Source organism: Lysinibacillus sp. A1 (assembly GCF_000801965.1).
GTDB classification, from domain to species: domain Bacteria; phylum Bacillota; class Bacilli; order Bacillales_A; family Planococcaceae; genus Lysinibacillus; species Lysinibacillus fusiformis.
On sequence record NZ_JSZM01000015.1, the window covers coordinates 14,632 to 37,846 of the forward strand.

The 23,215-nt window shown below is 37.9% G+C and carries 25 protein-coding genes and 1 tRNA gene; 24 read left to right on the top strand and 2 right to left on the bottom strand.

All coding sequences use genetic code 11. The annotated features are described in order from the left end of the window. The first annotated feature begins 135 nt into the window (after window positions 1–135). From PI85_RS13570 to PI85_RS13610, 9 genes are all read left to right on the top strand, one after another. A complete protein-coding gene (locus PI85_RS13570; RefSeq protein ID WP_036120277.1) occupies window positions 136–1,683 on the top strand; it encodes a fatty acid--CoA ligase family protein in 1,548 nt (515 codons plus the stop codon). Between the two features lie 255 nt (window positions 1,684–1,938). Then, complete coding sequence (locus PI85_RS13575) at window positions 1,939–2,583, top strand: VTT domain-containing protein (RefSeq protein ID WP_225316111.1); 645 nt, start codon at window positions 1,939–1,941, stop codon at window positions 2,581–2,583. Window positions 2,584–2,754: 171 nt separating this feature from the next. Beyond that, a complete protein-coding gene (locus PI85_RS13580; protein ID WP_036120274.1) occupies window positions 2,755–3,984 on the top strand; it encodes an EAL and HDOD domain-containing protein in 1,230 nt (409 codons plus the stop codon). A gap of 172 nt (window positions 3,985–4,156) precedes the next feature. Continuing rightward, entirely contained in the window at window positions 4,157–4,999 is an 843-nt protein-coding gene (locus PI85_RS13585; protein WP_036120271.1) for a YitT family protein, read from the top strand. 51 nt (window positions 5,000–5,050) lie between these two features. Then, entirely contained in the window at window positions 5,051–5,368 is a 318-nt protein-coding gene (cccB, locus tag PI85_RS13590; protein ID WP_008173280.1) for a cytochrome c551, read from the top strand. A 122-nt stretch (window positions 5,369–5,490) separates the two neighbouring features. Beyond that, a complete protein-coding gene (gene hprK, locus PI85_RS13595) occupies window positions 5,491–6,426 on the top strand; it encodes an HPr(Ser) kinase/phosphatase (RefSeq protein WP_025116542.1) in 936 nt (311 codons plus the stop codon). Between the two features lie 45 nt (window positions 6,427–6,471). Next, complete coding sequence (lgt, locus tag PI85_RS13600) at window positions 6,472–7,293, top strand: prolipoprotein diacylglyceryl transferase (RefSeq protein ID WP_008173278.1); 822 nt, start codon at window positions 6,472–6,474, stop codon at window positions 7,291–7,293. A gap of 13 nt (window positions 7,294–7,306) precedes the next feature. Further along, entirely contained in the window at window positions 7,307–7,948 is a 642-nt protein-coding gene (ppaX, locus tag PI85_RS13605; protein WP_036120264.1) for a pyrophosphatase PpaX, read from the top strand. A gap of 5 nt (window positions 7,949–7,953) precedes the next feature. Next, entirely contained in the window at window positions 7,954–8,496 is a 543-nt protein-coding gene (locus PI85_RS13610; protein WP_036120261.1) for a DapH/DapD/GlmU-related protein, read from the top strand. 78 nt (window positions 8,497–8,574) lie between these two features. On the opposite strand, the gene PI85_RS13615 is transcribed toward PI85_RS13610, so the two are convergent. Then, a complete protein-coding gene (locus tag PI85_RS13615; protein WP_008173271.1) occupies window positions 8,575–8,781 on the bottom strand; it encodes a hypothetical protein in 207 nt (68 codons plus the stop codon). Between the two features lie 523 nt (window positions 8,782–9,304). Between PI85_RS13615 and PI85_RS13620 the strand changes: the two genes are divergently transcribed. From PI85_RS13620 to PI85_RS13685, 14 genes are all read left to right on the top strand, one after another. Further along, window positions 9,305–10,477: an ATP phosphoribosyltransferase regulatory subunit gene (locus tag PI85_RS13620; RefSeq protein ID WP_036120255.1), complete on the top strand. Its 1,173-nt coding sequence runs from the start codon at window positions 9,305–9,307 to the stop codon at window positions 10,475–10,477. Further along, window positions 10,470–11,099, top strand: a complete 630-nt coding sequence (hisG, locus tag PI85_RS13625) for an ATP phosphoribosyltransferase (protein WP_036120252.1) — start codon at window positions 10,470–10,472, stop codon at window positions 11,097–11,099. Before PI85_RS13620 ends, hisG begins: the two co-directional genes overlap by 8 nt. A gap of 47 nt (window positions 11,100–11,146) precedes the next feature. Then, complete coding sequence (gene hisD, locus PI85_RS13630) at window positions 11,147–12,421, top strand: histidinol dehydrogenase (RefSeq protein WP_036120246.1); 1,275 nt, start codon at window positions 11,147–11,149, stop codon at window positions 12,419–12,421. A 4-nt stretch (window positions 12,422–12,425) separates the two neighbouring features. Continuing rightward, window positions 12,426–13,025 carry an imidazoleglycerol-phosphate dehydratase HisB gene (gene hisB / locus PI85_RS13635; RefSeq protein WP_036120243.1) on the top strand — a complete coding sequence of 200 codons (600 nt, stop codon included), beginning with the start codon at window positions 12,426–12,428 and terminating at the stop codon, window positions 13,023–13,025. Continuing rightward, window positions 13,022–13,654, top strand: a complete 633-nt coding sequence (hisH, locus tag PI85_RS13640) for an imidazole glycerol phosphate synthase subunit HisH (RefSeq protein ID WP_036120240.1) — start codon at window positions 13,022–13,024, stop codon at window positions 13,652–13,654. Before hisB ends, hisH begins: the two co-directional genes overlap by 4 nt. Continuing rightward, complete coding sequence (gene hisF, locus PI85_RS13645) at window positions 13,648–14,409, top strand: imidazole glycerol phosphate synthase subunit HisF (protein WP_036120237.1); 762 nt, start codon at window positions 13,648–13,650, stop codon at window positions 14,407–14,409. Before hisH ends, hisF begins: the two co-directional genes overlap by 7 nt. Then, complete coding sequence (gene hisIE / locus PI85_RS13650) at window positions 14,406–15,023, top strand: bifunctional phosphoribosyl-AMP cyclohydrolase/phosphoribosyl-ATP diphosphatase HisIE (RefSeq protein ID WP_036120234.1); 618 nt, start codon at window positions 14,406–14,408, stop codon at window positions 15,021–15,023. Before hisF ends, hisIE begins: the two co-directional genes overlap by 4 nt. 90 nt (window positions 15,024–15,113) lie before the next feature. Beyond that, window positions 15,114–16,637 (top strand): tetratricopeptide repeat protein, encoded by a 1,524-nt coding sequence (locus PI85_RS13655; protein ID WP_036120232.1) that lies wholly within the window; start codon window positions 15,114–15,116, stop codon window positions 16,635–16,637. 231 nt (window positions 16,638–16,868) lie between these two features. Further along, window positions 16,869–17,813 carry a thioredoxin-disulfide reductase gene (gene trxB, locus PI85_RS13660; RefSeq protein WP_036120230.1) on the top strand — a complete coding sequence of 315 codons (945 nt, stop codon included), beginning with the start codon at window positions 16,869–16,871 and terminating at the stop codon, window positions 17,811–17,813. 327 nt (window positions 17,814–18,140) lie between these two features. After that, entirely contained in the window at window positions 18,141–18,608 is a 468-nt protein-coding gene (locus tag PI85_RS13665) for an 8-oxo-dGTP diphosphatase (RefSeq protein WP_036120228.1), read from the top strand. A gap of 9 nt (window positions 18,609–18,617) precedes the next feature. Beyond that, window positions 18,618–19,511 carry an RNase adapter RapZ gene (gene rapZ, locus PI85_RS13670; RefSeq protein ID WP_036120225.1) on the top strand — a complete coding sequence of 298 codons (894 nt, stop codon included), beginning with the start codon at window positions 18,618–18,620 and terminating at the stop codon, window positions 19,509–19,511. A 4-nt stretch (window positions 19,512–19,515) separates the two neighbouring features. Continuing rightward, complete coding sequence (yvcK, locus tag PI85_RS13675) at window positions 19,516–20,484, top strand: YvcK family protein (RefSeq protein ID WP_008173246.1); 969 nt, start codon at window positions 19,516–19,518, stop codon at window positions 20,482–20,484. A gap of 88 nt (window positions 20,485–20,572) precedes the next feature. Beyond that, complete coding sequence (whiA, locus tag PI85_RS13680; RefSeq protein WP_008173244.1) at window positions 20,573–21,520, top strand: DNA-binding protein WhiA; 948 nt, start codon at window positions 20,573–20,575, stop codon at window positions 21,518–21,520. Window positions 21,521–21,633: 113 nt separating this feature from the next. After that, complete coding sequence (locus PI85_RS13685) at window positions 21,634–21,891, top strand: HPr family phosphocarrier protein (RefSeq protein ID WP_004228023.1); 258 nt, start codon at window positions 21,634–21,636, stop codon at window positions 21,889–21,891. A 51-nt stretch (window positions 21,892–21,942) separates the two neighbouring features. Here PI85_RS13685 and clpP read toward each other — a convergent pair whose 3' ends face one another. Further along, window positions 21,943–22,536, bottom strand: coding sequence for an ATP-dependent Clp endopeptidase proteolytic subunit ClpP (gene clpP, locus PI85_RS13690; protein ID WP_008173241.1), 594 nt, complete (start codon window positions 22,534–22,536; stop codon window positions 21,943–21,945). Between the two features lie 317 nt (window positions 22,537–22,853). Here clpP and PI85_RS13695 point away from each other — a divergent pair. Further along, window positions 22,854–22,928: transfer RNA gene (locus PI85_RS13695), tRNA-Arg, on the top strand. The last annotated feature ends 287 nt before the right edge of the window (window positions 22,929–23,215 follow it).

Consider the following 23,215-nt stretch of genomic DNA (forward strand, 5'->3'; position numbering starts at 1 on the left):
GTTTAAAAGAGAAAAAAATGAATTATTTAACGTAATTTATGACATGAAATAAAAAGACTGATTGTTTTTTACATATATTTCTTATATAATATTACTGAATAACGATTCATTTTATACGATAAGGGGATGGTGTAATTGAATTTAGTTTCACGTGTTCGTCAACAGGCAACAGAACAGCCGGAAAAAGTTGCGTATCATTTTATGGGGAAAGATACGACATACGGAGAATTCGAGCAAACAGTTGGTCGTTTTGCAAAGGGATTACAAGATTTAGGTGTTGAAAAAGGGGATCATGTGGCGTTTTTACTCGGCAATACACCACATTATTTAATTGCTTTGTATGCAACAATGCGTTTAGGGGCAACGGCAATCCCTGTTAACCCAATCTATACACCAGATGAAATTTCTTATATTTTGCATAATGGCGATGTAAAAGCAGTTATTGCGCTGGATCTTTTACTACCATTGGTGGAGAAAGGTGTACAAGCATTTCCGCAGGTAAAAGCATTTGTAGTTTGTGAAACAACGGCAGATATAGCGGAAAAAATAGCTACTTTATCACCAAGTGCGCAAGAAAAAACTCATTTATTTACACGAATTGTCGCGAATACTTCTCAATCTTTACAACCTGTTGAAGTGGCAGATGATGACAATGCTATTATTTTATATACTTCGGGTACTACTGGCACGCCAAAAGGAGCGATGCTTACGCATGAAAATGTCTATTCAAATGCGCGTGATGTTGCCCATTATTTAGGTATCCAAGAAAAGGATCGTGTCATTGCCACATTACCTGTATTCCATGTCTTTGCTTTAACAGTTGTTGTAAACGCGCCATTATTAAGTGGAGCAACAGTTTTACTAGCACCTAGATTTAGCCCTACAGAAATTTTTGCTTTAGCGCGAGAGCAAAAAGCAACAGTCTTTGCTGGGGTACCAACTATGTATAATTTCTTATACCAATTACCTGAGGGCAATCCTGAAGATTTCTCGACAATTCGTTTAGCTATTTCAGGAGGAGCATCTTTACCAGTTGCACTATTACATAATTTCGAGCAGAAATTTAATGTGCGTGTGTCAGAAGGATATGGCTTATCAGAGGCATCACCTGTGACGTGCTTTAATCCTTTGGATCGTGACCGTAAAGCTGGATCTATTGGTACATCAATTAGCAATGTGGAAAATAGAGTTGTCGATGTAAACGGTCAGGAAGTACCTGTTGGCGAGGTTGGGGAGTTAATAGTACGTGGCCCTAACGTAATGAAGGGATATTATAAAATGCCGGAGGAAACGGCTATGACAATCCGTGATGGCTGGCTCTATACAGGCGATTTAGCAAGAGTGGATGACGAAGGCTATTTTTATATTGTCGATCGTAAAAAGGATATGATCATTGTAGGAGGCTTTAATGTCTATCCTAGAGAGGTCGAGGAAGTATTGTTTGCCCATAATAACATTGTAGAGGCAGCGGTAGTTGGATTCCCTGATCCTAACTTAGGAGAGGCAGTTCACGCATATGTTGTATTAAAAGAGGTGGCGGCCACTACGACGGAAGAACTTCTATCGTATTGTGGTAAGCATATGGTGAAATATAAGGTGCCTAAGGTCATTGAAATTATGGATGAATTGCCTAAAAATACGACTGGAAAAATACTTCGCCGTTCCTTAAAAGAAAAAGTATAAAACGAAAAAAGCTACTATTGAAAAATGGTAGCTCTTTTTTTGTGTACATTATTCGTATAATAGTAAAATCAGTTGAGGTAAGTTATCTGGAAGTGATAAAATCAAACTTGTGAAATCTTCTACATACTTTTCAATAGCTTGTCATATAGTGAGGAAGTAATGTAAAAAGACGTACAAAACTGGAACCCTTTGATGTAAGGCTACGTCAAAGCTTTTAGGTAAAAATACTATTGAAAGAGAGCATACAAAAACATGATAGAACTCATTCAGGAGTTAATAAGCTTTATTGTGCATATCGATGTGCATTTAGAAGAAATCATTCGTGATTTTGGCAATTGGAGTTATCTTATTTTATTTGCCATTGTTTTTGTAGAAACAGGCGTCGTTATTTTCCCATTCTTACCAGGTGATTCATTACTATTTGCAAGTGGTACATTGGCTGCTGCAATGGGAGCCTTTGATATGTGGATATTAATACCAGTATTTTTAGCAGCGGCCATTTTAGGTGATACAATGAATTATCATATTGGTCATAAAGTTGGAACGTCGATTCCTCCAAAGAGCCTTCTCGGAAGAGTTGTGAAAAAAGAACGTATGGAAGCAGCTGAAAAATTCTTCAATACACATGGTGGAAAAACAATAGTAATAGCTCGTTTTATGCCGTTTATTCGTACATTTATCCCATTCGTAGCGGGAGCAAGTAAAATGAATTATAGCTACTTCTTACTTTATAATATTTTAGGTGCTATTTTATGGGTATTCAGCTGTACATTACTTGGTTATTTCTTTGGTAATATTCCTATTATTAAAGATAACTTCTCAGTTGTACTTATATTAATTATTTTTATCTCTGTCGTTCCTGCTGTAATTGGTGCGATAAAAGCCAAAGTTAGCAAATAATTTAGACAGTCCTAACGTGATGCCACATCACTGGGACTGTCTATTTTTAGGTAGAAAAAAGCACTAGTAAATCTATAATGGTGATAATAAATTATATGGAAGTATAAGCATCAGGTCGTAAAAAATGCTATACTATTAATTACTAGAATGTGGAGAAATGGGGGCAACGAAATGGAAGTATTTATTGGCAGGCAGCCTATTTTTAATCTTCACGAACAGGTCGTTGCGTATGAATTATTATATCGTGGCAAAAATGTTAATGCCTTTCCAATGGTTGATTCAGATGCAGCAACTATTGATGTACTGGTGAACTCATTTCTTTCAATTGGTTTTGAAGAAGTTACAAAAGGTAAGCCAGGTTTTGTTAATTTTACTGATAATTTATTAATGAGCTCCATTCATGAATTTTTAAATCCTTCACAAGTTGTCATTGAAATTTTAGAGGATGTTCCACTGACATCACAATTAGTGAAACGCGTGGTGGAGCTAAAAAAATATGGATTTCAAATTGCATTAGATGATTTTATTATGGATGAACATGTTGAAATCTATGATGAATTATTTGAACAAGTTGATTATATAAAAGTAGATTTTCTAGCAACATCGATGGTTAAAAGAATGGAGATTGAAAATAAAGTAAAGGGAAATTATCCACATATTCAATTGCTCGCTGAAAAAGTAGAGACTCGGCATCAATTTGAAGTGGCTAAATCTTCTGGATACGTCTTATTTCAAGGCTATTTCTTTGAACAACCTCAAATTATAAAAGCAACAGATATACCTGCAAATACGATTCAGTATATTCATATCATTTCATTGCTAAAAGAAGAAGAACCTAATATTCAATTATTAGCAGAAAATATCGAACGAGATATTTCTTTGACGTATAAATTATTACAAATGATCAATAATTCTTCTAAGCGTTCAAAATCTAAAGTACGCTCCATTAAACAAGCAATTGTGTTATTAGGTATATCCAATTTGCGAAAATGGATTTATCTATTAGCGATGCGAGAAATTGATATTGATGCGGATTCAGATCTTTTCAAAGAAGTGATGTGTATGTCCTTGTTTCGAGCAAAAGTTTGTGAGAAGTTAGCGAAGCTCTCTTACAAAAAGAATTTTTCGGAATATTTCCTTGTAGGTATGTTTTCACTCATTGATACATTACTGCAAAGACCTATGAGTAGCATATTGTATCAGCTACCGTTTTCAGAAGATATTACAAATACAATTTTAGGCCACGAAACAGAGATGACGCCATTTCTAGAATTTAGTATCGCTCTAGGTAAATTAGATTGGGAGCGTTTAGAGGAGCTAGGTGCTCAATTAAATATCCCGCTCAATGATATGGATCTTCTATATTATGAGGCAATGGAATGGGCAGAAAAATCATTTTAAGTAAGTGCCAATATTTCGAACAAAAAGCTATCTTACATTCGTATAAGATAGCTTATTTTTATCCTCCACAATCGCTAATCTCTTCATCAAGATGAAGTTCTCAATGTGTAAAGTATTTGCTATAATCATCTCGTCTTAAAAAAATTCTGATAGTTGAAGTGGGCGTGGGGAAATGAAACATGATGTTAGGGAAAACATTGTGGACTATGTGTATGTTATTGTAGGAGCAGCAGTGATTGCTATTGGTTTTAATGTATTTTTATTACCAAATCAAGTTGCCTCCGGAGGGGTAAGTGGAATTAGTACGATTTTGCATGGGTTATTTGGCTGGAATCCAGGTATTGTACAGTATGCTTTTAATATTCCACTATTTATTGCTGGTGTTTTATTACTCGGCAAAAAATTTGGCATAAAATCATTTATTGGTACGATTACATTACCGTTTATTGTCTTGCTAACAAATAGCTGGGAGCCATGGACGGACAATCCTTTGCTTGGAGCTCTTTTTGGCGGAATTGTAGTGGGATTAGGAATAGGACTGGTCTTTAAAGGGAATGCTTCTACTGGTGGCACTGATTTACTAGCGCAAATCATTACGAAGTATACTGGATTAACGCTTGGTACAAGTGTACTGTTAATAGATGGAATCATAGCGATTAGTGCAGCAGTTGTTTTCGATTTAGAGAAAGGTTTGTATGCCCTAATTGGACTTTATGTAACAACCAAAACGATTGATATTATTCAGCTAGGTTTTAGCCAATCCAAAATGGTCTATATTATTACGTTGAAACAAGATGAAGTACGTGAAGCCATTTATGCAGAAGTCAATCGGGGTGTAACTAAGTTACAAGCATTTGGGGGCTATACAGGAGAGGCACGACCAGTTCTTATGGTTGTTGTTTATCAGACAGAATTCACAAAGCTGAAACAACTCATTAAAAGCGTTGACCCATCAGCGTTTGTCATCGTTTCGGATGCTTATGAGGTATTAGGAGAAGGTTTCAAACGTGCATAATTTTGGTATAATGGCGGCGTAAGGTATTATCGATTATGAGGAGGGGTACTAATGAAAAAAGCAATGTTAACATTAGTGTTCGGTTCAGCAATTTTCTTAGCAGCTTGTGGAGGCGGAGATAAAGAGGCAACTAACAATGAAGGTGCCACTGCTCCAGATGGAGAAGCTATCGCAATGAAATCATGTGTGACATGTCATGGTGGCGAGCTACAAGGTGCCAATGGACCAGCATTAAACGATGTAGGTTCTCGTTTATCGGAATCGGAAATTTTAGATATTATTAATAATGGTAAAGGTGGCATGCCTGGAGGAATTGTAAAAGGCGCAGATGCTGAAGCAGTTGCTAAATGGTTAGCTACTAAAAAATAATACTTCAAAAACTAGCGGACTGGAGAGCCGCTAGTTTTTTTTGTGAAGAGTAAATACATTTCTTTTATACATAGACATGCTAAAATAAGGAGAACCTTATCCATTGATTGGAGGCTTTTTCATTGGTCGTAGTATTAACGAGAGATGTTATGGAGAAATTTAAGTTAGAGTTATTAGCAGGTGAGGAAGGAATCGGCAGAACGATCGTGACAAGTGATATTTCAAGACCAGGACTTGAAATGGCAGGGTATTTTACACATTATCCAGCCAATCGAGTACAATTGCTTGGCAAAACAGAGCTGTCATTTTTTGAAATGTTACCAACAGATATCAAGCTTGAGCGGATGCGCTTACTTTGTTCCCAGGATACACCTGCAATTATTATTTCTCGGGATTTAGAAGTACCTGAGGAGCTGATTCAAGCTTCCAACGAAAAGCATGTTCCAGTTTTTAAAACACATATGACAACAACCAAGTTTTCAAGTAGATTGACGAACTATTTAGAGGGGCGTTTAGCACCAATGACAGCTGCACATGGTGTCCTTGTTGATGTGTATGGCATTGGTATACTGATTATTGGTAAAAGTGGCGTAGGTAAAAGTGAAACAGCTCTTGAGCTTGTCAAAAAAGGTCACCGTTTAGTAGCCGACGATTGTGTCGAGATTCGACAAGAATCAGAAAATTTATTAATTGGTAGTCCACCTCCTCTTTTAGAGCATTTACTGGAAATACGAGGCATCGGCATTATTGATATTATGACACTATTTGGTGCAAGTGCAGTCCGCCCGTATAAACGTATTACACTTATTATTGAGCTGGAAATTTGGGACCCTCAAAAAGTGTATGATCGATTAGGCTTAGAAGAAGAAAAGATGAAAATCATTGATACGGAATTGACGAAACTAACAATTCCTGTAAGGCCAGGACGAAATGTATCTGTAATTATCGAAGTGGCAGCGATGAATTATCGATTGAAGAAAATGGGCGTAAATGCGGCTGAAGAATTTTCAAGACGTTTAGATGAAGTTATTTCGTCAAACGATGTATTAGATGATTAAAAGTTAACCGTTCTTTGGTAATAGATAGTTGGAGAGGAGCAAAAGATGGATTTATTACTTTTACAAATTAACCCGATTGCCTTTCACTTAGGGCCAATTCCAGTTCGTTGGTATGGATTGCTTATCGTATCGGGTATTATTTTAGCGTATGTGGTGGGCCAACGAGAGGCCGTAAAACGAGGACTGCCTGAAGATTTTTTGGCAGACTTATTATTGTGGGCGGTTCCGATTTCCATCATTTGTGCGCGCATTTATTATGTGTCAATGCGCTGGGATTACTATAGTGAAAATCCAGGTAAAATCATTGAGATATGGAATGGCGGTATTGCTATACACGGTGCGTTAATTGGTGCATTTGTGACGGCTTACATATTTACTCGTATTAAAAATGTAAGCTTTTTACGAGTAGCGGATATTGCAGCGCCTAGTATTTTAATTGGACAAATTATCGGTCGCTGGGGCAACTTTATGAATCAAGAGGCTTATGGTGGTCCTGTATCAAAGGAATTTTTAGAAAATTTAATGTTACCAGATTGGATTATCAATCAAATGTACATTGAAGAATTAGGTACTTATGTACATCCTACGTTTTTGTATGAATCCGTGTGGAATCTAATAGGGCTCATTATCTTACTAGTATTACGGAAGGTAAATTTAAATCGTGGGGAAATTTTCTTCAGTTATTTAATATGGTATTCTATTGGTCGTTTCTTCATTGAAGGAATGCGTACAGATAGTCTTTACCTAGTTGGCGATTTACGCTCAGCGCAGATTGTATCTATTATAAGTATTGTAGTAGGTCTTGGGGCCATTATTTATCGTCGAATAAAGGTTAAACCGGCCATGAAATACTTAGATAATAAATAAGGGGATGTAACATATGGCTGTAAAGGCACTACTATTTGATTTTGATGGAACTTTACTGAATACAAATGAACTAATCATTCAAACATTTATGCATGTTTTAAATGAGAGATTTCCCGGGCAATTTTCGCCAAAAGATTGCTTGAAATTCATTGGTCCATCCCTTAAGCAGACATTTAATGACATTGCACCAGGTGAAGAGGAAGCTTTAATAGCCAAATATCGAGCTTGGAATTTAGAGCATCATGATGAACTTGTTAGTCAATACCCTGATGTTGTTTCGACATTAGAGCAATTAAAAGCGCAAGGAATATTATTGGCGATTGTTTCGACAAAACGGAATGATACAATTGATCGTGGGCTATCTATCCTTGGAGCAACACACCTATTTGATGTCCGTATTGGAACAGATAATGTGAAAAATGTGAAACCCGATCCTGAACCAGTATTACTTGCATTGGAACATTTAGGTGTGGGCAAAGATGATGCCATTATGATTGGGGATAATTCGCATGATATAGAAGCCGGGCATCGTGCAGGAGTCAGAGCAGCTGGTGTCGCTTGGGCGATTAAAGGAGAGGCGTACTTACAGCAGTATCAACCGGAATATATTTTGCATCATATGACGGATTTATTGGATATTGTGAAAGAGGGGTAAGTTAGATGGCGCGTAAAACAGAACGTTACCGTGTCGAAGGGGCGAATTCTCTTTGGAAAATCTACGATACGGTGTCCTTTTGGAAGGTGATGAAGTGTTTCATTATCATTCAAATTGGACGCTTCACACCATTTTTACGTGTGAAAAACTGGCTTTATCGAACATTTTTAAGAATGACCATTGGTGAAAAAACATCACTAGCCTTAATGGTTATGCCAGACACAATGTATCCTGAACGTATTTTTATTGGAGATAATACAGTGATTGGCTTTAATACGACCATTTTAGCCCATGAATATTTAATAGAGGAATATCGTTTAGGGGATGTCCATATTGGTCATGAAGTAATGGTTGGTGCGAATTCTACCATTTTACCTGGTGTGACAATTGGAGATGGCGCCATTGTTTCGGCCGCTACTCTTGTACATAAGGATGTGCCGGCTGGCTGCCTAGCAGGAGGAAATCCAATGCAAATTATTTATACAGCAGAGCAAATGGCAGAGCGTAAGCGTCATGAAATTGTGCAATGGTGTACACCTAAAAAATAATAAACGTTCAATAAGTTTAAAAAGCTACTCCCAACAATTTTTGGGAGTAGCTTTTGTTTTTGGTATTATGAAGCCGATTTATGCGTGTACAGCATCATATTCTGATTTGAATTCACAATTACTATGATCGCCTAAGCAAGTTGATTCAACGAAAGTTGATTTAATTGCAGTACCATCAATGTCTTCGGTTGTATGTAATGTAATTTTATCACCAGGATAAAAATCTCCCTTACAAATACTAACGATCATTTGCTCACTAAGTTGTACGAATGGACATGCCATCATAAATCCCTCCAATGTGTATTATAACTGTTGTTTTATTTATTAATGCTATTCTATATTAAGGATTTTGAATTGTAAAAGTAAAAGTAGAATGAGAGTAATAATCATCGTAAATACTGATAGTATAATATTTTTGTTGATAATGAGATTGAGAATCATTTTAATTACACCTGGCAATTAAATTATACTAATATAATCTTATGATAGACTGTATTGAGAATAGCTGATGGAATGGTCTATACTTTCGTCCACTCGAGAATCATTATCAATTTTTTACAGACATGTTAACAGTGACTATGATTTACTTGTCACATTTTAGACACATTCTCATTCTCAATCTTTAAGTTTTGTAGATTTTCTTCAACTTGCACTTGCCTCTCTATATTATTCAAATGAAAAGTAAATTAAAGATTTAGATAATTAAGGGAAATTACGTTGACTGTTGAAAAGAAATAAGTTAGAATTCTTTCATAATCTAATTCTCTAATACTCTAGTGAATTAAAGTGAATGTGAGGAAGTGTTCATATGTCGTCAATAAAAATGTTTGAAAAACCACTTGGAATGCGTGATACATTTCCGCAGATCTTTGAAAAAGTTGAAGCAGTAAGACAGTCTGGCAAAGATTTCTTATGTAAAAGAGGATATGAGTTTATCAAAACACCAGCTGTTGAATATTTTGATACAGTCGGAAAAGCCTCCGCGATTGCTGATACTCATTTATTTAAACTTGTGGATAGTCAAGGAAATACATTAGTGCTACGACCGGATATGACGACCCCCATTGCTCGGGTGGCCACTTCAAAATTATTGAAAGAAATGATTCCTCAACGTTTAGCGTACTTCGCAAGTGTTTTTCGTGCACAAGAAGCAGAAGGTGGGAGACCAGCAGAATTCGATCAAATGGGCATTGAATTAATAGGCGACCAATCCGTATTTGCTGATGCAGAAGTCATAGTGACAGCTATGGAACTTTTGAAACACTTACAATTAGAAGCGTTTAAAGTGACGATTGGGCATGCAGGAATTCTAAACTGCATTTTACAAGATTACACAGAGAGTATTGAACAGCAAGCTACACTTAGAACTTTACTTGTCCAGCGAAATTATGTTGGATTTGAAGAAGCGGTAGAGTCATTTAATTTACCGAAAGCTAAAGCGGATGCTCTTCTCCAGTTTATTGAAGAAGCAATGGATGTGAAGGACATTCGTGATATTGAACAATATGTTCGCAAAAATGATGCATTAGAATATATGCAACAGCTTGCTCAGCTATTGGAGATGGCTGACTTAGCTGATTATGTTACGTTTGATTTTACACTTTCGAGTCATATGAGTTACTACACAGGTATGCTTTTTGAAATATTTGCCTTAGGTAGTGGTTTTCCATTAGGGAATGGTGGTCGTTACGATGGATTGTTAGAGGTGTTTGGATCAAAAGCTGGTGCGACAGGCTTTAGCATTCGTGTCGATCGTTTATTGGAAACATTAAATGGGCAATCAGAGGGGCAGCAAGAAGCAACTGTTGTGCTGTTTGAGGAAGAACAATTTGAGGCAGCTTTATTACAGGTAAACACATTACGAGGAGCGGGGAAATTCGCTACCTTACAGTTGCGTAGTAGCCTAGTCGATGAAGAAGCCTTTTTAGCACACTTTACTGAAGTAGTTGTAGTTGGACAGGAGGAAGTTGGCAGTGAATGAATTAACAATTGCAATGCCAAAGGGGCGAATCTTTGAAGAAGCCTACCAAATGCTATTAGAGGCAGGATTTAATTTACCAGAAGAGGTCGAAATGTCGCGTAAATTAATGATTGAAATACCAGAAGAGAAAATTCGCTTTATCTTATCAAAGCCAATGGATGTGCCTGTTTACGTTGAACATGGTGTAGCGGATATCGGTATTGCAGGAAAGGATGTTTTGTTAGAGCAGCAGAGAGAGGTACATGAATTACTGGATTTGAAAATTAGTAATTGCTATATCGCATCAGCGGGTTTACCCCATACAGAGATGAATGAGATTGCTCCTAGGATTGCTACGAAATATCCGAATATTGCGATGAAATATTATAAAGGCATTGGGGAGCAAGTTGAAATCATTGAGCTTAATGGATCTATTGAATTAGCCCCTATGATTGGCTTAGCTGATCGAATTGTCGATATTGTTTCTACAGGACGCACATTAAAAGAGAACGGCTTAGTGGAATATGAATTTATTTCAGCTGTCTCATCTCGGTTAATTGCCAATCCAGTCAGTTATCGCATGAAGGGTGAGCGCATTATTGACCTTGTAAGACGACTAAAGAAGTGTGTGAATGAACAATAAAGTAATCATATAGCGCTACATATGAGTAACTGAAGGGGTTTAATTGTATGAAAATAACAAAACTAGCAAAGGGTATTTCCTTAAAAAGACCACTAGAAGGAGGAAATGAGGAACAGTTAACAGTTGTAAGACAGGTGCTAGCGGATGTCAAGACACAGGGAGACGTAGCGTTACGTGCCTATACAGAACGGTGGGACGGATATATGCCTGTAAGCTTGCGGGTCACAAAGAAAGAGATACAAGAGGCCATAAATGCTCTTGACCAACAACTCTATCAGGATTTGGCGGAAGCGGCCAATAATATTCGACTTTATCATGAACAACAGTCACGACATGGCTATCGCATAGAGCTTGGAGACGGTTCTTGGCTAGGACAACGTGTAACAGCTCTAGATGCAGTAGGGTTATATGTTCCTGGCGGTACTGCAGCATACCCATCCTCCGTGCTAATGAATGTGATTCCAGCACAGGTAGCTGGTGTTAATCGAATCGTGATTGCTTCACCGGCAGGCCGTGATGGAAAAATACCTGCAGGTGTCCTAGTGGCGGCTCATCTTTTAGGGATTGATGAAATCTATAAAATTGGTGGGGCACAAGCAATTGCTGCTCTTGCATATGGCACAGAGACCATCGCCCCAGTCGATAAAATTACAGGCCCAGGAAATATTTTTGTAGCCCTTGCTAAACGGGAGGTATTTGGAGAGGTTGCAATTGATATGATTGCGGGACCAAGCGAAATTGCAGTACTAGCTGATGACACTGCATTTCCGGACGAAATTGCTGCAGATCTATTATCACAAGCAGAGCATGACCCTTTAGCCTGTGCTATTCTCGTCACGACCTCAGAGCAATTGGCCAAAAATGTAGCTGAAGAAGTTGAAAAGCAATTGGAGATTTTACCACGTCAAGAAGTAGCGCGTGCTTCAATCGAAAATTTTGGGGTCATTTATGTAGCTGAAACGGTATCAGATGCAGTAGAAGCGATTAATTCATTAGCACCGGAGCATTTAGAAATTATGACAAATAATGCTGAGGCGATCGCTGAACAAATAAAGCATGCAGGTGGTATTTTTATTGGTCGTTATAGTTCAGAGCCTGTTGGTGATTATTTTGCGGGGACCAATCATGTATTACCAACCAATAGCACAGCTCGTTTTGCTAGTGGCTTAAACGTAGATGATTTTGTGAAAAAATCAAGTATTGTTTATTACAGTGAAAAAACTTGGCAAGACAATGCACCAAAAATTGCCCGTCTCGCACGTATGGAAGGTTTAGAGGGGCATGCACGTGCGGTGGAATCTCGTGGATGGAAGAAGGAATAATACAATGACGGAAAAGAAACGATTTGCACAAGTAGAGCGAACAACTAATGAAACGCAAATTTCAGTAGCTATCAATTTAGATGGCGAAGGGAAGGCAAACATTAAAACAGGCGTAGGTTTTATGGACCATATGCTGGATTTATTTATCAAGCATGGTCTTTTTGACGGGACCATCCATGCGAATGGGGATACCTATATCGATGATCACCATACTACGGAGGATCTTGGTATTGTGTTAGGGCAAGCAATTCGAGAAGCACTTGGCGATAAGAAGGGCATTAAACGCTATGGAACGGCATTTGTGCCAATGGATGATGCACTTGCGCAGGTGGTGGTTGATTGCTCGAATCGTCCACACTTAGAATACCGTGTGCCCGCTTTAAAAGAAAAGGTGGGAACTTTTGATACAGAATTAGTGCATGAGTTTTTGTGGAAATTTGCCTTGGAGGCAAGAATGAATGTACATGTGATTGTACCCTATGGACATAATACGCACCATATCATCGAGGCAATTTTTAAAGCATTAGCTAGAGCGATTGATGCTGCCGTAGAAATTGATCCACGTGTTAAAGGAGTACCATCGACTAAGGGGCTGTTAACGTGAAAATAGGTGTGATTGATTATGGTATGGGGAATTTATTTAGCGTGGTACAAGCATTAAATCGACTGGGCTGTGAGGTGGTTGTGACAGCTGATGAACAGACGCTAGATGCTACAGATGCATTACTATTACCAGGAGTTGGGGCATTCCCGGATGCTAGAAAGCGTTTAGCTGAGACTAAATTAGATCGTTATCTAATAAAAGCCCAAAGCCAAAATCGCCCTCTTTTAGGCATTTGTTTAGGGATGCAATTATTATTTGAACAAAGTGATGAGGTCACATCAACAAATGGCTTGGGTTTCTTTAAAGGACAAATTAAGCGATTTAGTGGAACAAATGAGGGGAGGGCATATCGAGTGCCCCATATGGGCTGGAACGAATTGGTGATGGCGAATCGTCCTGCTTGGTTAGAAAATAGTGCCCCTGCAAAGCATGTCTATTTCGTTCATTCGTTTTATGCCACTCATATTGAGGAGTCTGAACTTGTTGCTTATGCAGACTATTGTGGCATACGAGTTCCCGGTATTGTAACGAAAGGTTCCGTGACAGGTATGCAATTTCACCCTGAAAAATCAGGTGAGCTGGGCGTATATTTATTGGAGCAATGGCTGAAAGGTGTGAAAGCATGCTAACGAAACGAATTATTCCCTGTCTAGATGTCAAGGAGGGACGTGTTGTAAAAGGGATACAATTTGTATCCATTCGTGATGCTGGTGACCCAGTGGAACTAGCAAAATTCTATGATGAACAAGGCGCAGATGAGCTCGTATTTTTAGATATATCTGCTTCACATGAAGGTCGAGAAACAATGATAGATGTAGTTCGACAAAGTGCTGCCACATTAGCGATTCCTTTTACAGTTGGTGGAGGTATTCGGACGTTGGATGATATGAAGCGTATTTTACGCGCTGGTGCGGATAAAGTTTCTGTTAATACTTCCGCTTTAGAGCGTCCTGCCCTAATTCAAGAGGGCTCCGATTTCTTTGGTGCCCAATGCATCGTCGTGGCCATCGATGCTCGCTATAGTGAAGAGGACGGTACATGGATGGTTTATACCCATGGTGGGCGCAACAAAACTACTTGGTCAGCTATGGACTGGGCAAGGGAAGCGGTGCGCTTAGGAGCAGGTGAGATTTTATTAACTAGTATGAATCAAGATGGAGAAAAATCTGGCTTTGATTTGGGATTAACAAAAGCAGTACGAGAGGCTGTGACAGTCCCTGTAATTGCAAGTGGTGGAGCAGGAAATGCCGAACATTTTTACGAAGTATTAGCAGAGGAAGTTGATGCAGATGCAGCACTTGCAGCTTCCATCTTCCATTATAAAGAAACAAGCGTAGCCCAAGTGAAAGAATACTTACGTGAAAAAGGAGTGGCAGTACGATGATAGAACGTATTCGATTTGATGAGAAAGGTCTTGTACCGGCAGTTGTACAGGATGCCCATACGAAAGAAGTACTAACAGTGGCTTATATGAATAAAGAGTCATTAGTGAAAACGATAGGGTCAGGTGAAACTTGGTTTTATTCTCGTTCACGTCAAGAGCTTTGGCATAAGGGCGCGACAAGTGGTCATACACAAAAGGTTGTCGCCATTAAAACAGACTGCGATCAAGATGCATTAGTTGTGGAGGTTTTACCAGATGGCCCAGCTTGTCATAATGGTACGACTACTTGCTTTACGGAGGTGGTACAGCAAAATGCTGAAGTCGGCTCTGTAGAAATGATTGCAAAACTTGTAAGTGTTATTGAAAAGAGAGAACAGGAAATGCCTGTGGGAGCTTATACTACATATCTATTTGACAAGGGTATCGATAAAATCTGTAAAAAGGTTGGTGAGGAAGCGACAGAGGTTGTTATTGGGGCCAAAAATCGGGATGCAGAAGAAGTAAAGTGGGAGGCTGCTGATTTAATTTATCACCTACTAGTATTACTGCAAGAACAAAAGGTAAGTATATATGATGTTCTTCATGTGTTGAAAAAACGTCACGAGGAGAAATAACAGCATATTATTAATTGTATGGTATAATAGGGTTTACTGTGTAAAGGAACGTTTAATACGTTCCTTATTTCTTGTTTCGGAGGAAATGTATTGGAAAAGAAACGTCAAAATAAGAACCAATCAAATATAGTGTCGTTCATTCCAACAGGCGACTATTATTATAAAAAATCAATTCAAGCTATGAACAGTGGACAAATGAATAAAGCCTATAAATATTTGCAGCGTGCAGTTGATCTTAGCCCAGATGATCCTATGATAATCTTGCAGCTTGCTATTGTAGAGTTAGAAGGTCAACGTTTTGAAGAAGCGTATGATCTGCTTCGTCGTGCCTATCAAATTGACCCCGATAATCCGGAAATTATTTTTTACATGGCGGAAGTGTCAGGTTGTGTAGGAATCATGCAGGATGCAAAACGCTTTGCTGAAGAGTATTTGCAGCTAGAGCCTGAAGGTGCATATGCAGATGAAGCAGCAGAAATTTTAGAATTTGTCGCATTCGAGCAGGATGAATTTGAGGAGCTTGAAGGATCTGGTGAGGATTTATATCGTCAGGAACAGGCTCGCCGTCATATGGAGAAGGGCGACTTTCCTGAAGCTATTACTATTTTAGAAGATTTAATTGAAGATCGACCAGCATTTTGGTCGGCCTATAATAATCTTGCACTTGCTTATTTTTATGTTGGAGAAGAGGAACAGGCGAAGGCTCTCTTACATACAGTACTACGTGAAAATAAGGGAAACTTACATGCACTTTGTAACTTAACGGTGATTGCGTATTATGAAAAGAATGAAGAAGATTTGCAAGAGCTATTAAATATCCTTGTTAAAATTCAGCCATATACATGGGAGCATCGTTATAAACTAGGTGCTACATTAGCTTTAATAGGGCAATATGAATTAGCCTATAAATGGTTGCGCAGTATGCAAAAAAGAGGCTATGTAGGCGACGCAGGTTTTTATTTCTGGCTATCCCATGCTGCTTATTTTTCAGGGCATGAAGAGGTTTCGAAAAGTGCTTGGGGTCAACTGCTAGAGGTAGACCCAGATAAAGAGGGCTTTGAACCTTGGCGCCAACATGACAATGAATTTGCACTGGACGCGTTGGAACATGATCGAAATTTTATCGTTGAAAAATTAGAAAGTAGCTATTCAAGTGAGCGTATCTTTGGATTGTTTTTATTGAAGGATACGGCTCATAAGCAAGAAATAATCGCCCATCCTAAATGGGTCAATATCGAGCAATTCGGTGCGTTTGAGAAATTATTTTTAGCCTATGCACTTGGTCATGAATTTGATAAGAAAAACAAAGTAGAGGCCAGCTTTTTACGTGCTGTAAATGTGCCGGAAATTTTATTAGAGCAGTATGGCAAATTATCATCATTGATTGTACCTATGTTTCAAATGTGGTTTGTCTTATGTGAACAAGCTTTAATTCAAAATTATCGTTTTACAAATCCTGTAGCGATTGCAGGAGCAAATGATTATTTATTTAGATCTTCTCAAATGCTTAAGGTGACAAAAAAAGAAATAGCTCAACAATATGGAGTATCTGTTGCCACTTTATCGAAGTATATTGAAGAAATTTTAGCTTTTTTACCAGACAGTCATAATTAGTGTGTGAGCAACATAGTTGAATAACTTTATACTTTCACATACGATGAACATACTAACGTTATCAAGAATTTGCCCTGGCAACATTGCGTTTGAGTGTTACTCCTTGCTAGTTGCCAATGGTTTATCTTCATCCCCTCTATTGTAAGTTGGGATCATATGTAGGTGACGTTACACTTTCACTACTATTTGTTGAATGAAGATAAAAAGTATTCTGTTTAGGGGGAAGTATTTATGTCGGAAGAAAAAATTTATGATGTGGTCATTATTGGTGCAGGTCCTGCTGGGATGACTGCTGCTGTTTATACATCACGTGCTAATTTGGCAACGCTTATGATTGAACGAGGAATCCCTGGTGGACAAATGGCCAACACTGAAGAAGTAGAAAACTATCCTGGTTTCGATACAATTTTAGGACCTGAGCTCTCTACAAAAATGTTTGACCATGCTAAAAAATTCGGTGCTGAATATGCCTATGGCGATGTAACAGAAATCATCGAAGGGGAAGAATTTAAAACCATTAAATCAGGTACAAAAGAATATAAAACACGTGCCATTATTATTACAACTGGTGCAGAGTATAAAAAAATGGGTGTGCCTGGTGAAAAAGAACTTGGCGGCCGTGGTGTCAGCTACTGTGCAGTTTGTGATGGCGCGTTCTTTAAACAAAAAAATCTTGTAGTTGTTGGCGGAGGAGATTCAGCTGTAGAAGAGGGCGTATATTTAACACGCTTTGCTGATAAAGTAACAATTGTCCACCGTCGTGATAAATTACGTGCACAAAAAATCCTCCAAGATCGTGCATTTGCAAATGACAAAATTGATTTCATTTGGAATGCTACAGTAAAAGAAATTAATGAAGCTAATGGTAAAGTGGGTAGTGTTACACTACAATCAACTGTGGATGGAACTGAATCAGAGTTTACAACAGATGGTGTGTTTGTGTATATCGGTATGCTACCTTTAACAAAGCCATTTGAATCTTTAGGTATTTTAAATGATGCTGGTTATATTTTGACAAATGATAATATGGAAACAACAATTCCAGGTATCTTTGCAGCTGGAGATGTACGTGAAAAATCACTACGTCAGATTGTTACAGCAACTGGTGATGGCAGTATTGCAGCTCAAGCTGTACAGCATTATGTAGAAGAGCTATTAGAGAAAATTAATGCATAACTTGGCTATTTTAAGGAAAAAAATACAATTTTAATGTGGTTTTAATATTGTTGTAACTTGAATGACATATAAAAGGTGTATGATTAAAAGTGTAATTAGCAATCCCCCTTTTATTTTGTTTAGTAGGTTGTTTCCGCCTCAATTAGGTGGGAACAACCTACTTTTTTATTTGTATAGATCATGAAAAGAGCATAAGCTTTTTTTAATAAATTCTTCGATAAAACTAAATTGTTAAATGTCTACGTATGAGAGTTGTAAATGAGGACAAATCTTGCTGTGTCTTGCTATAATGGAGAGTAGAATGCAAAAGTGATTAGAGGTGTGCCTATGCAAAGAATTGCAAATTTAATTGCCGTAAAAGACGGTAAAGTATTATTACTTCAAAAACCAAGACGAGGTTGGTACGTTGCTCCGGGTGGAAAAATGGAAAGCGGTGAGTCCATCTTTGAGGCTGCTGTTCGTGAATTTCAGGAAGAGACAAATGTTATACCTTTACATGTACACCTAAAGGGTGTTTATACGATGGTCATTAAAGAAAATGATGAAGTCGTAGATGAATGGATGCTTTATACATTTGTTGCCAAGGATGTAGACGGTGTACCGTTTGTAGAAACTAGAGAAGGTAAACTTGCATGGCACCCAGTAGAGGATTTAGCACATTTGCCAATGGCTGAAGGAGATCGCACTAATTTACAATTTGCTATTTCGCAATCAGGTATTCAGTATGGCACGTTTGACTATACAACGAATTTTGAATTACTTCATCAGAAAATACAAATATCAAAAGAACAATAAAGGAGTTGCATGACAGTGGTGGTTGAAGGCCAAAAAAGTACACATGAATTGGTTATTATTACAGGAATGTCTGGAGCTGGGAAGACCGTAGCTATTCAAAGCTTTGAAGATTTAGGGTATTACTGTATTGATAATTTACCACCTGCGTTACTTACAACTTTTTTAACTCTGCTAAGAGATTCTGGCAAGAATAGTACACGTATTGCGGCAGTGATGGATATGCGTGGAGGTAACTTTTTTGATGCGCTTATTGGGGCGTTAGACCATATACTAAAAGAAGGCGACATTGTAGCTCGTATTTTATTTTTAGATGCAGATGATGCCACATTAGTAAGACGCTATAAAGAAACAAGAAGAGCCCATCCATTGGCAGTAAGTGGCTTACCTTTAGATGGTATAAAGCAAGAGCGAGCGCTTTTATCGGAAGTAAAAGGCCGTGCTAATTTTGTTTATAACACATCTAACATGAAACCAAAGCAATTACGTGAAAAGATCGTTAAAGAATTTGCCAGTGAAGCAGATACTATTTTTACCGTAAACATCATGTCTTTTGGCTTCAAGCATGGTATGCCAATTGATGCAGACTTAGTGTTCGATGTTCGTTTTCTTAAAAATCCGTATTATGTAGAAGAGCTACGCCCAAAGACGGGACTTCAAACAGAAGTATCCTCCTATGTTTTAGCCTTGGAAGATACGCAAATACTTATACAAAAACTAACGGATTTGTTCGACTTTATGATTCCTCTTTATCGACAAGAAGGTAAATCACAACTCGTTATCGCTTTTGGTTGTACGGGTGGTCAGCATCGTTCAGTAACTTTAGCAGAGTTTTTTGGGGCTTATTTAGCCAGCAAAGAGAATACGGTTATTACGCATCGTGATATTAATCGTAGAAAGGAATGAGTGAATGGGGAAAAAGCAAACAAAGCTTGTGGTAATTGGTGGTGGAACAGGACTATCTACATTACTTCGTGGGCTCAAGCACCATCCATTTGATATTACTGCTATTGTGACGGTAGCAGACGATGGCGGCTCTTCAGGTCGTTTACGAGATGATTATGATATTCCACCACCAGGTGATGTTCGGAATGTCATTGCGGCATTATCAGATATTGAACCGCTAGTGGAGCAAATGTTTCAATACCGTTTTTCAGCGTCAGAGGATTTACGTGGCCATTCCTTAGGGAACTTAATGCTAACAGCACTTACTGATATTACTGGTGATTTTAACCATGCTATAAGTGAGATGGGGAAGGTATTAAAAGTACATGGCCGTGTAATACCAGCAGCCAATAAAAAAATTAACTTACATGCTGTGTTAGAGGATGGTTCAATCATTGAAGGTGAATCAAAAGTCCCGACAGCGACAAAACGCATTGATCGCGTTTTTTTAGTACCCGAAAACGTGCAACCGTTACCAGAAGCTATTCGGGCAATTCAGCGTGCAGACTATATATTAATTGGCCCAGGAAGCTTATATACAAGTATTATTCCAAATCTCCTTGTCAAAGAGATAGGGGAAGCTGTTGTGAAAGCAAAAGGAAGAAAAATATATGTTTGTAATTTAATGACACAAAAAGGTGAAACCATTTCTTATACAGCAGGTGATCATGTATCGGCCATACATAAGCATGTTGGCGCATCCTTTATTGATTCGATTTTAGTTAATGATGAAGAATTGCCGAATCCTGTAAAAGAATTGTATAAAGAAGAAAGAGCAGAGCCAGTGACATTTGATGTGGCAAAGCTTGAAAGTATGGGATTAGAGGTTATAAGGCGCGATATTGCTACAATTCGATCAGATGGTACGGTTCGACATAATGCTACGAATGTTGCAGAGTGGCTGGTAGATTATGCCGGTATTTATGATCGGTAAGAGAACCGATAATAGAAACATAAAGTGTTTATTGTATATGGTAAGATGAACATATACATAGAAATTATGATTGAAAGGGGGGCGTGATATGTCTTTTGCTTCTGAAACGAAAAAGGAGTTAACCCAAATAGAAGCGGACAATCATTGTATGAAAGCAGAAGTTTCTGCCCTAATTCGTATGAATGGTTCATTATCCTTTGCGAATAAACAACTAAGCTTGGACGTGCAAACTGAAAACGCTGCAATTGCAAGAAGACTATATACGATTATGAAAAAATTGTATCCGTACAATGTGGAATTACTAGTTCGTAAGAAAATGCGATTGAAAAAAAATAACGTATATATTTGCCGTGTAAGAGAAGGAGCGCGCGAGCTGTTAATTGATTTAGAAATCATCTCAGACGACTTTCAATTTAATCATACGATCTCAAGAAAGCTCATTAAAAAAAATGGTCAAAAAAGAGCCTATTTAAGAGGTGCATTTTTAGCAGGAGGCTCTGTCAATAACCCAGAAACGTCCGCCTACCATTTAGAAATTTATTCTTTATATAAAGAACATGGTGAGGCATTGATGGATTTAATGAATGAATTTGAACTCAATGCCAAAACAATTGAACGTAAAAAAGGCTTTGTTACTTATTTAAAGGAAGCCGAAAAAATTTCTGATTTCCTTAATATTGTAGGCGCCCATCAGGCAATGATGAAATTTGAGGACGTTCGGATATTGCGAGACATGCGCAATAGTGTCAATCGTATTGTGAACTGTGAAACAGCCAACCTAAACAAAACAATTGGAGCAGCATTACGGCAGGTAGAGAATATTCGATTTATTGAAAATTCTATTGGTCTTGACCAACTACCAGAAAAGCTTCGTGAAATTGCACGATTACGAGTAGAGTATCAAGATGTTACGTTAAAAGAACTTGGTGAAATGGTATCCAGTGGTACCGTCAGCAAATCAGGTGTCAACCATCGTTTAAGAAAAATAGACGAAATAGCAGATGCATTAAGACGCGGTGAAAAAATAGGTGGTTAAGTTTTCATACTTTTCAGGTATGAATGTCATGCGTAATCGCTTATTGTTCTTTTGCTAGTAAGTAAGGTAAGATAAAACTAATAGATGAACGGTAGTGAAGGGGAGTTTTGAGAATGATCGAGAGAAGAGTCCAGGTTAAATTAAAATTAGGACTACAAGCTAGACAAGCAGCACTATTTGTGCAAGAGGCCAATCGTTTCAGTGCGGATATCTTTCTAGAAAAAGATGAAAAAAAAGTGAATGCCAAATCGATAATGGGTGTCATGAGCTTAGCGGTGGCGAAAGGTACCGAAGTAACGTTAAGTAGTGAAGGCAATGATGCTGAGCAAGCGGTTACAGCATTAGCTACAATTATTGAAAATGAAGATTAACAAACAAATAAAAATGCCTCTCAGAGTAATTTTCTGGGAGGCTTTTTTGTATTATTTATTATCCGTACTACGGTGCATAATGTGATCGATTAAACCATATTCTTTTGCACGTTCAGCTGTCATGAAGTTATCACGATCTGTGTCTCTTGCAATGACTTCAAGTGGTTGACCAGTGCGCTCAGATAAAATGCCGTTTAATTTTTCACGTAAGAATAAAATACGTTTAGCAGCAATTTCAATTTCTGTCGCTTGACCTTGTGCGCCACCTAGTGGTTGGTGAATCATTACTTCCGCATTTGGTAATGCAAAACGTTTACCAGGTTCACCCGCAGCAAGTAAGAAAGCTCCCATTGATGCAGCCATACCAATACAAATCGTTTGAACTTTTGGCTTAATAATTTGCATTGTGTCATAAATAGCCATACCAGCCGTAATTGATCCACCTGGCGAATTAATGTAAAGAGAAATGTCTTTGTCTGGATCTTCTGCTTGTAGGAAAAGTAGCTGTGCGACAATTGAGTTCGCCACATTGTCATCAATAGCACTTCCTAAAAGGATAATGCGGTCTTTAAGTAGACGTGAATAAATGTCATATGCACGCTCACCACGGCTTGTTTGTTCAATAACTGTAGGAATTAAATTCATGTTAAATCCTCCTTCAAAAAACTAAATTCGATTACCTTTGCTGAAATCTACATTGTTTATTTCAGCTGTAACCTTATCATACACATTATAGTCAGGGAAGGTCAAATATTAACCCTGCTAAAGTGAAATTAATTAAAATAAAAAAAATAAATTCTTTTTGCATTCTATGGTTGAAATATATGTGATACGTTTGTATAATAGGTAAGGTTATAAGTTTGAAAGTACAGGACACTATTTTGCAGGTATGCTTCAAATGAGGATTATCTACATCATGCTTTTCGTAAGCCTAGGGTGAGTACTTTTTTTTTGTGTTTTTTGCCCTCGTGGTGTAATGGATAACACGTAAGATTCCGGTTCTTGCACTGGGGGTTCGATTCCCTCCGAGGGCGCCATTTTACTGAATATTGATATACTGTAATAGCTCAATCTCCTAATAAGTAGTTTAGCAGCCTGCTTAGTGGAGATAGAGAGGAAAAGTAATGGGAATACTGTCCTAGTTGGCATTATTCCCCTATTTATGCCTTTCAAACCTTCAAGAAAGCAACAACTCCAAATTATTTTTTAGTGAACATACTGTCCGTGAAGGCTAGTAATAGCCGAAAAAAAGAATCCTTTCTGAGGGGATTCTTTTTTTTTGTTTAAATTTATCGAAATTTGGCATTGCTTCTATTGTATATAT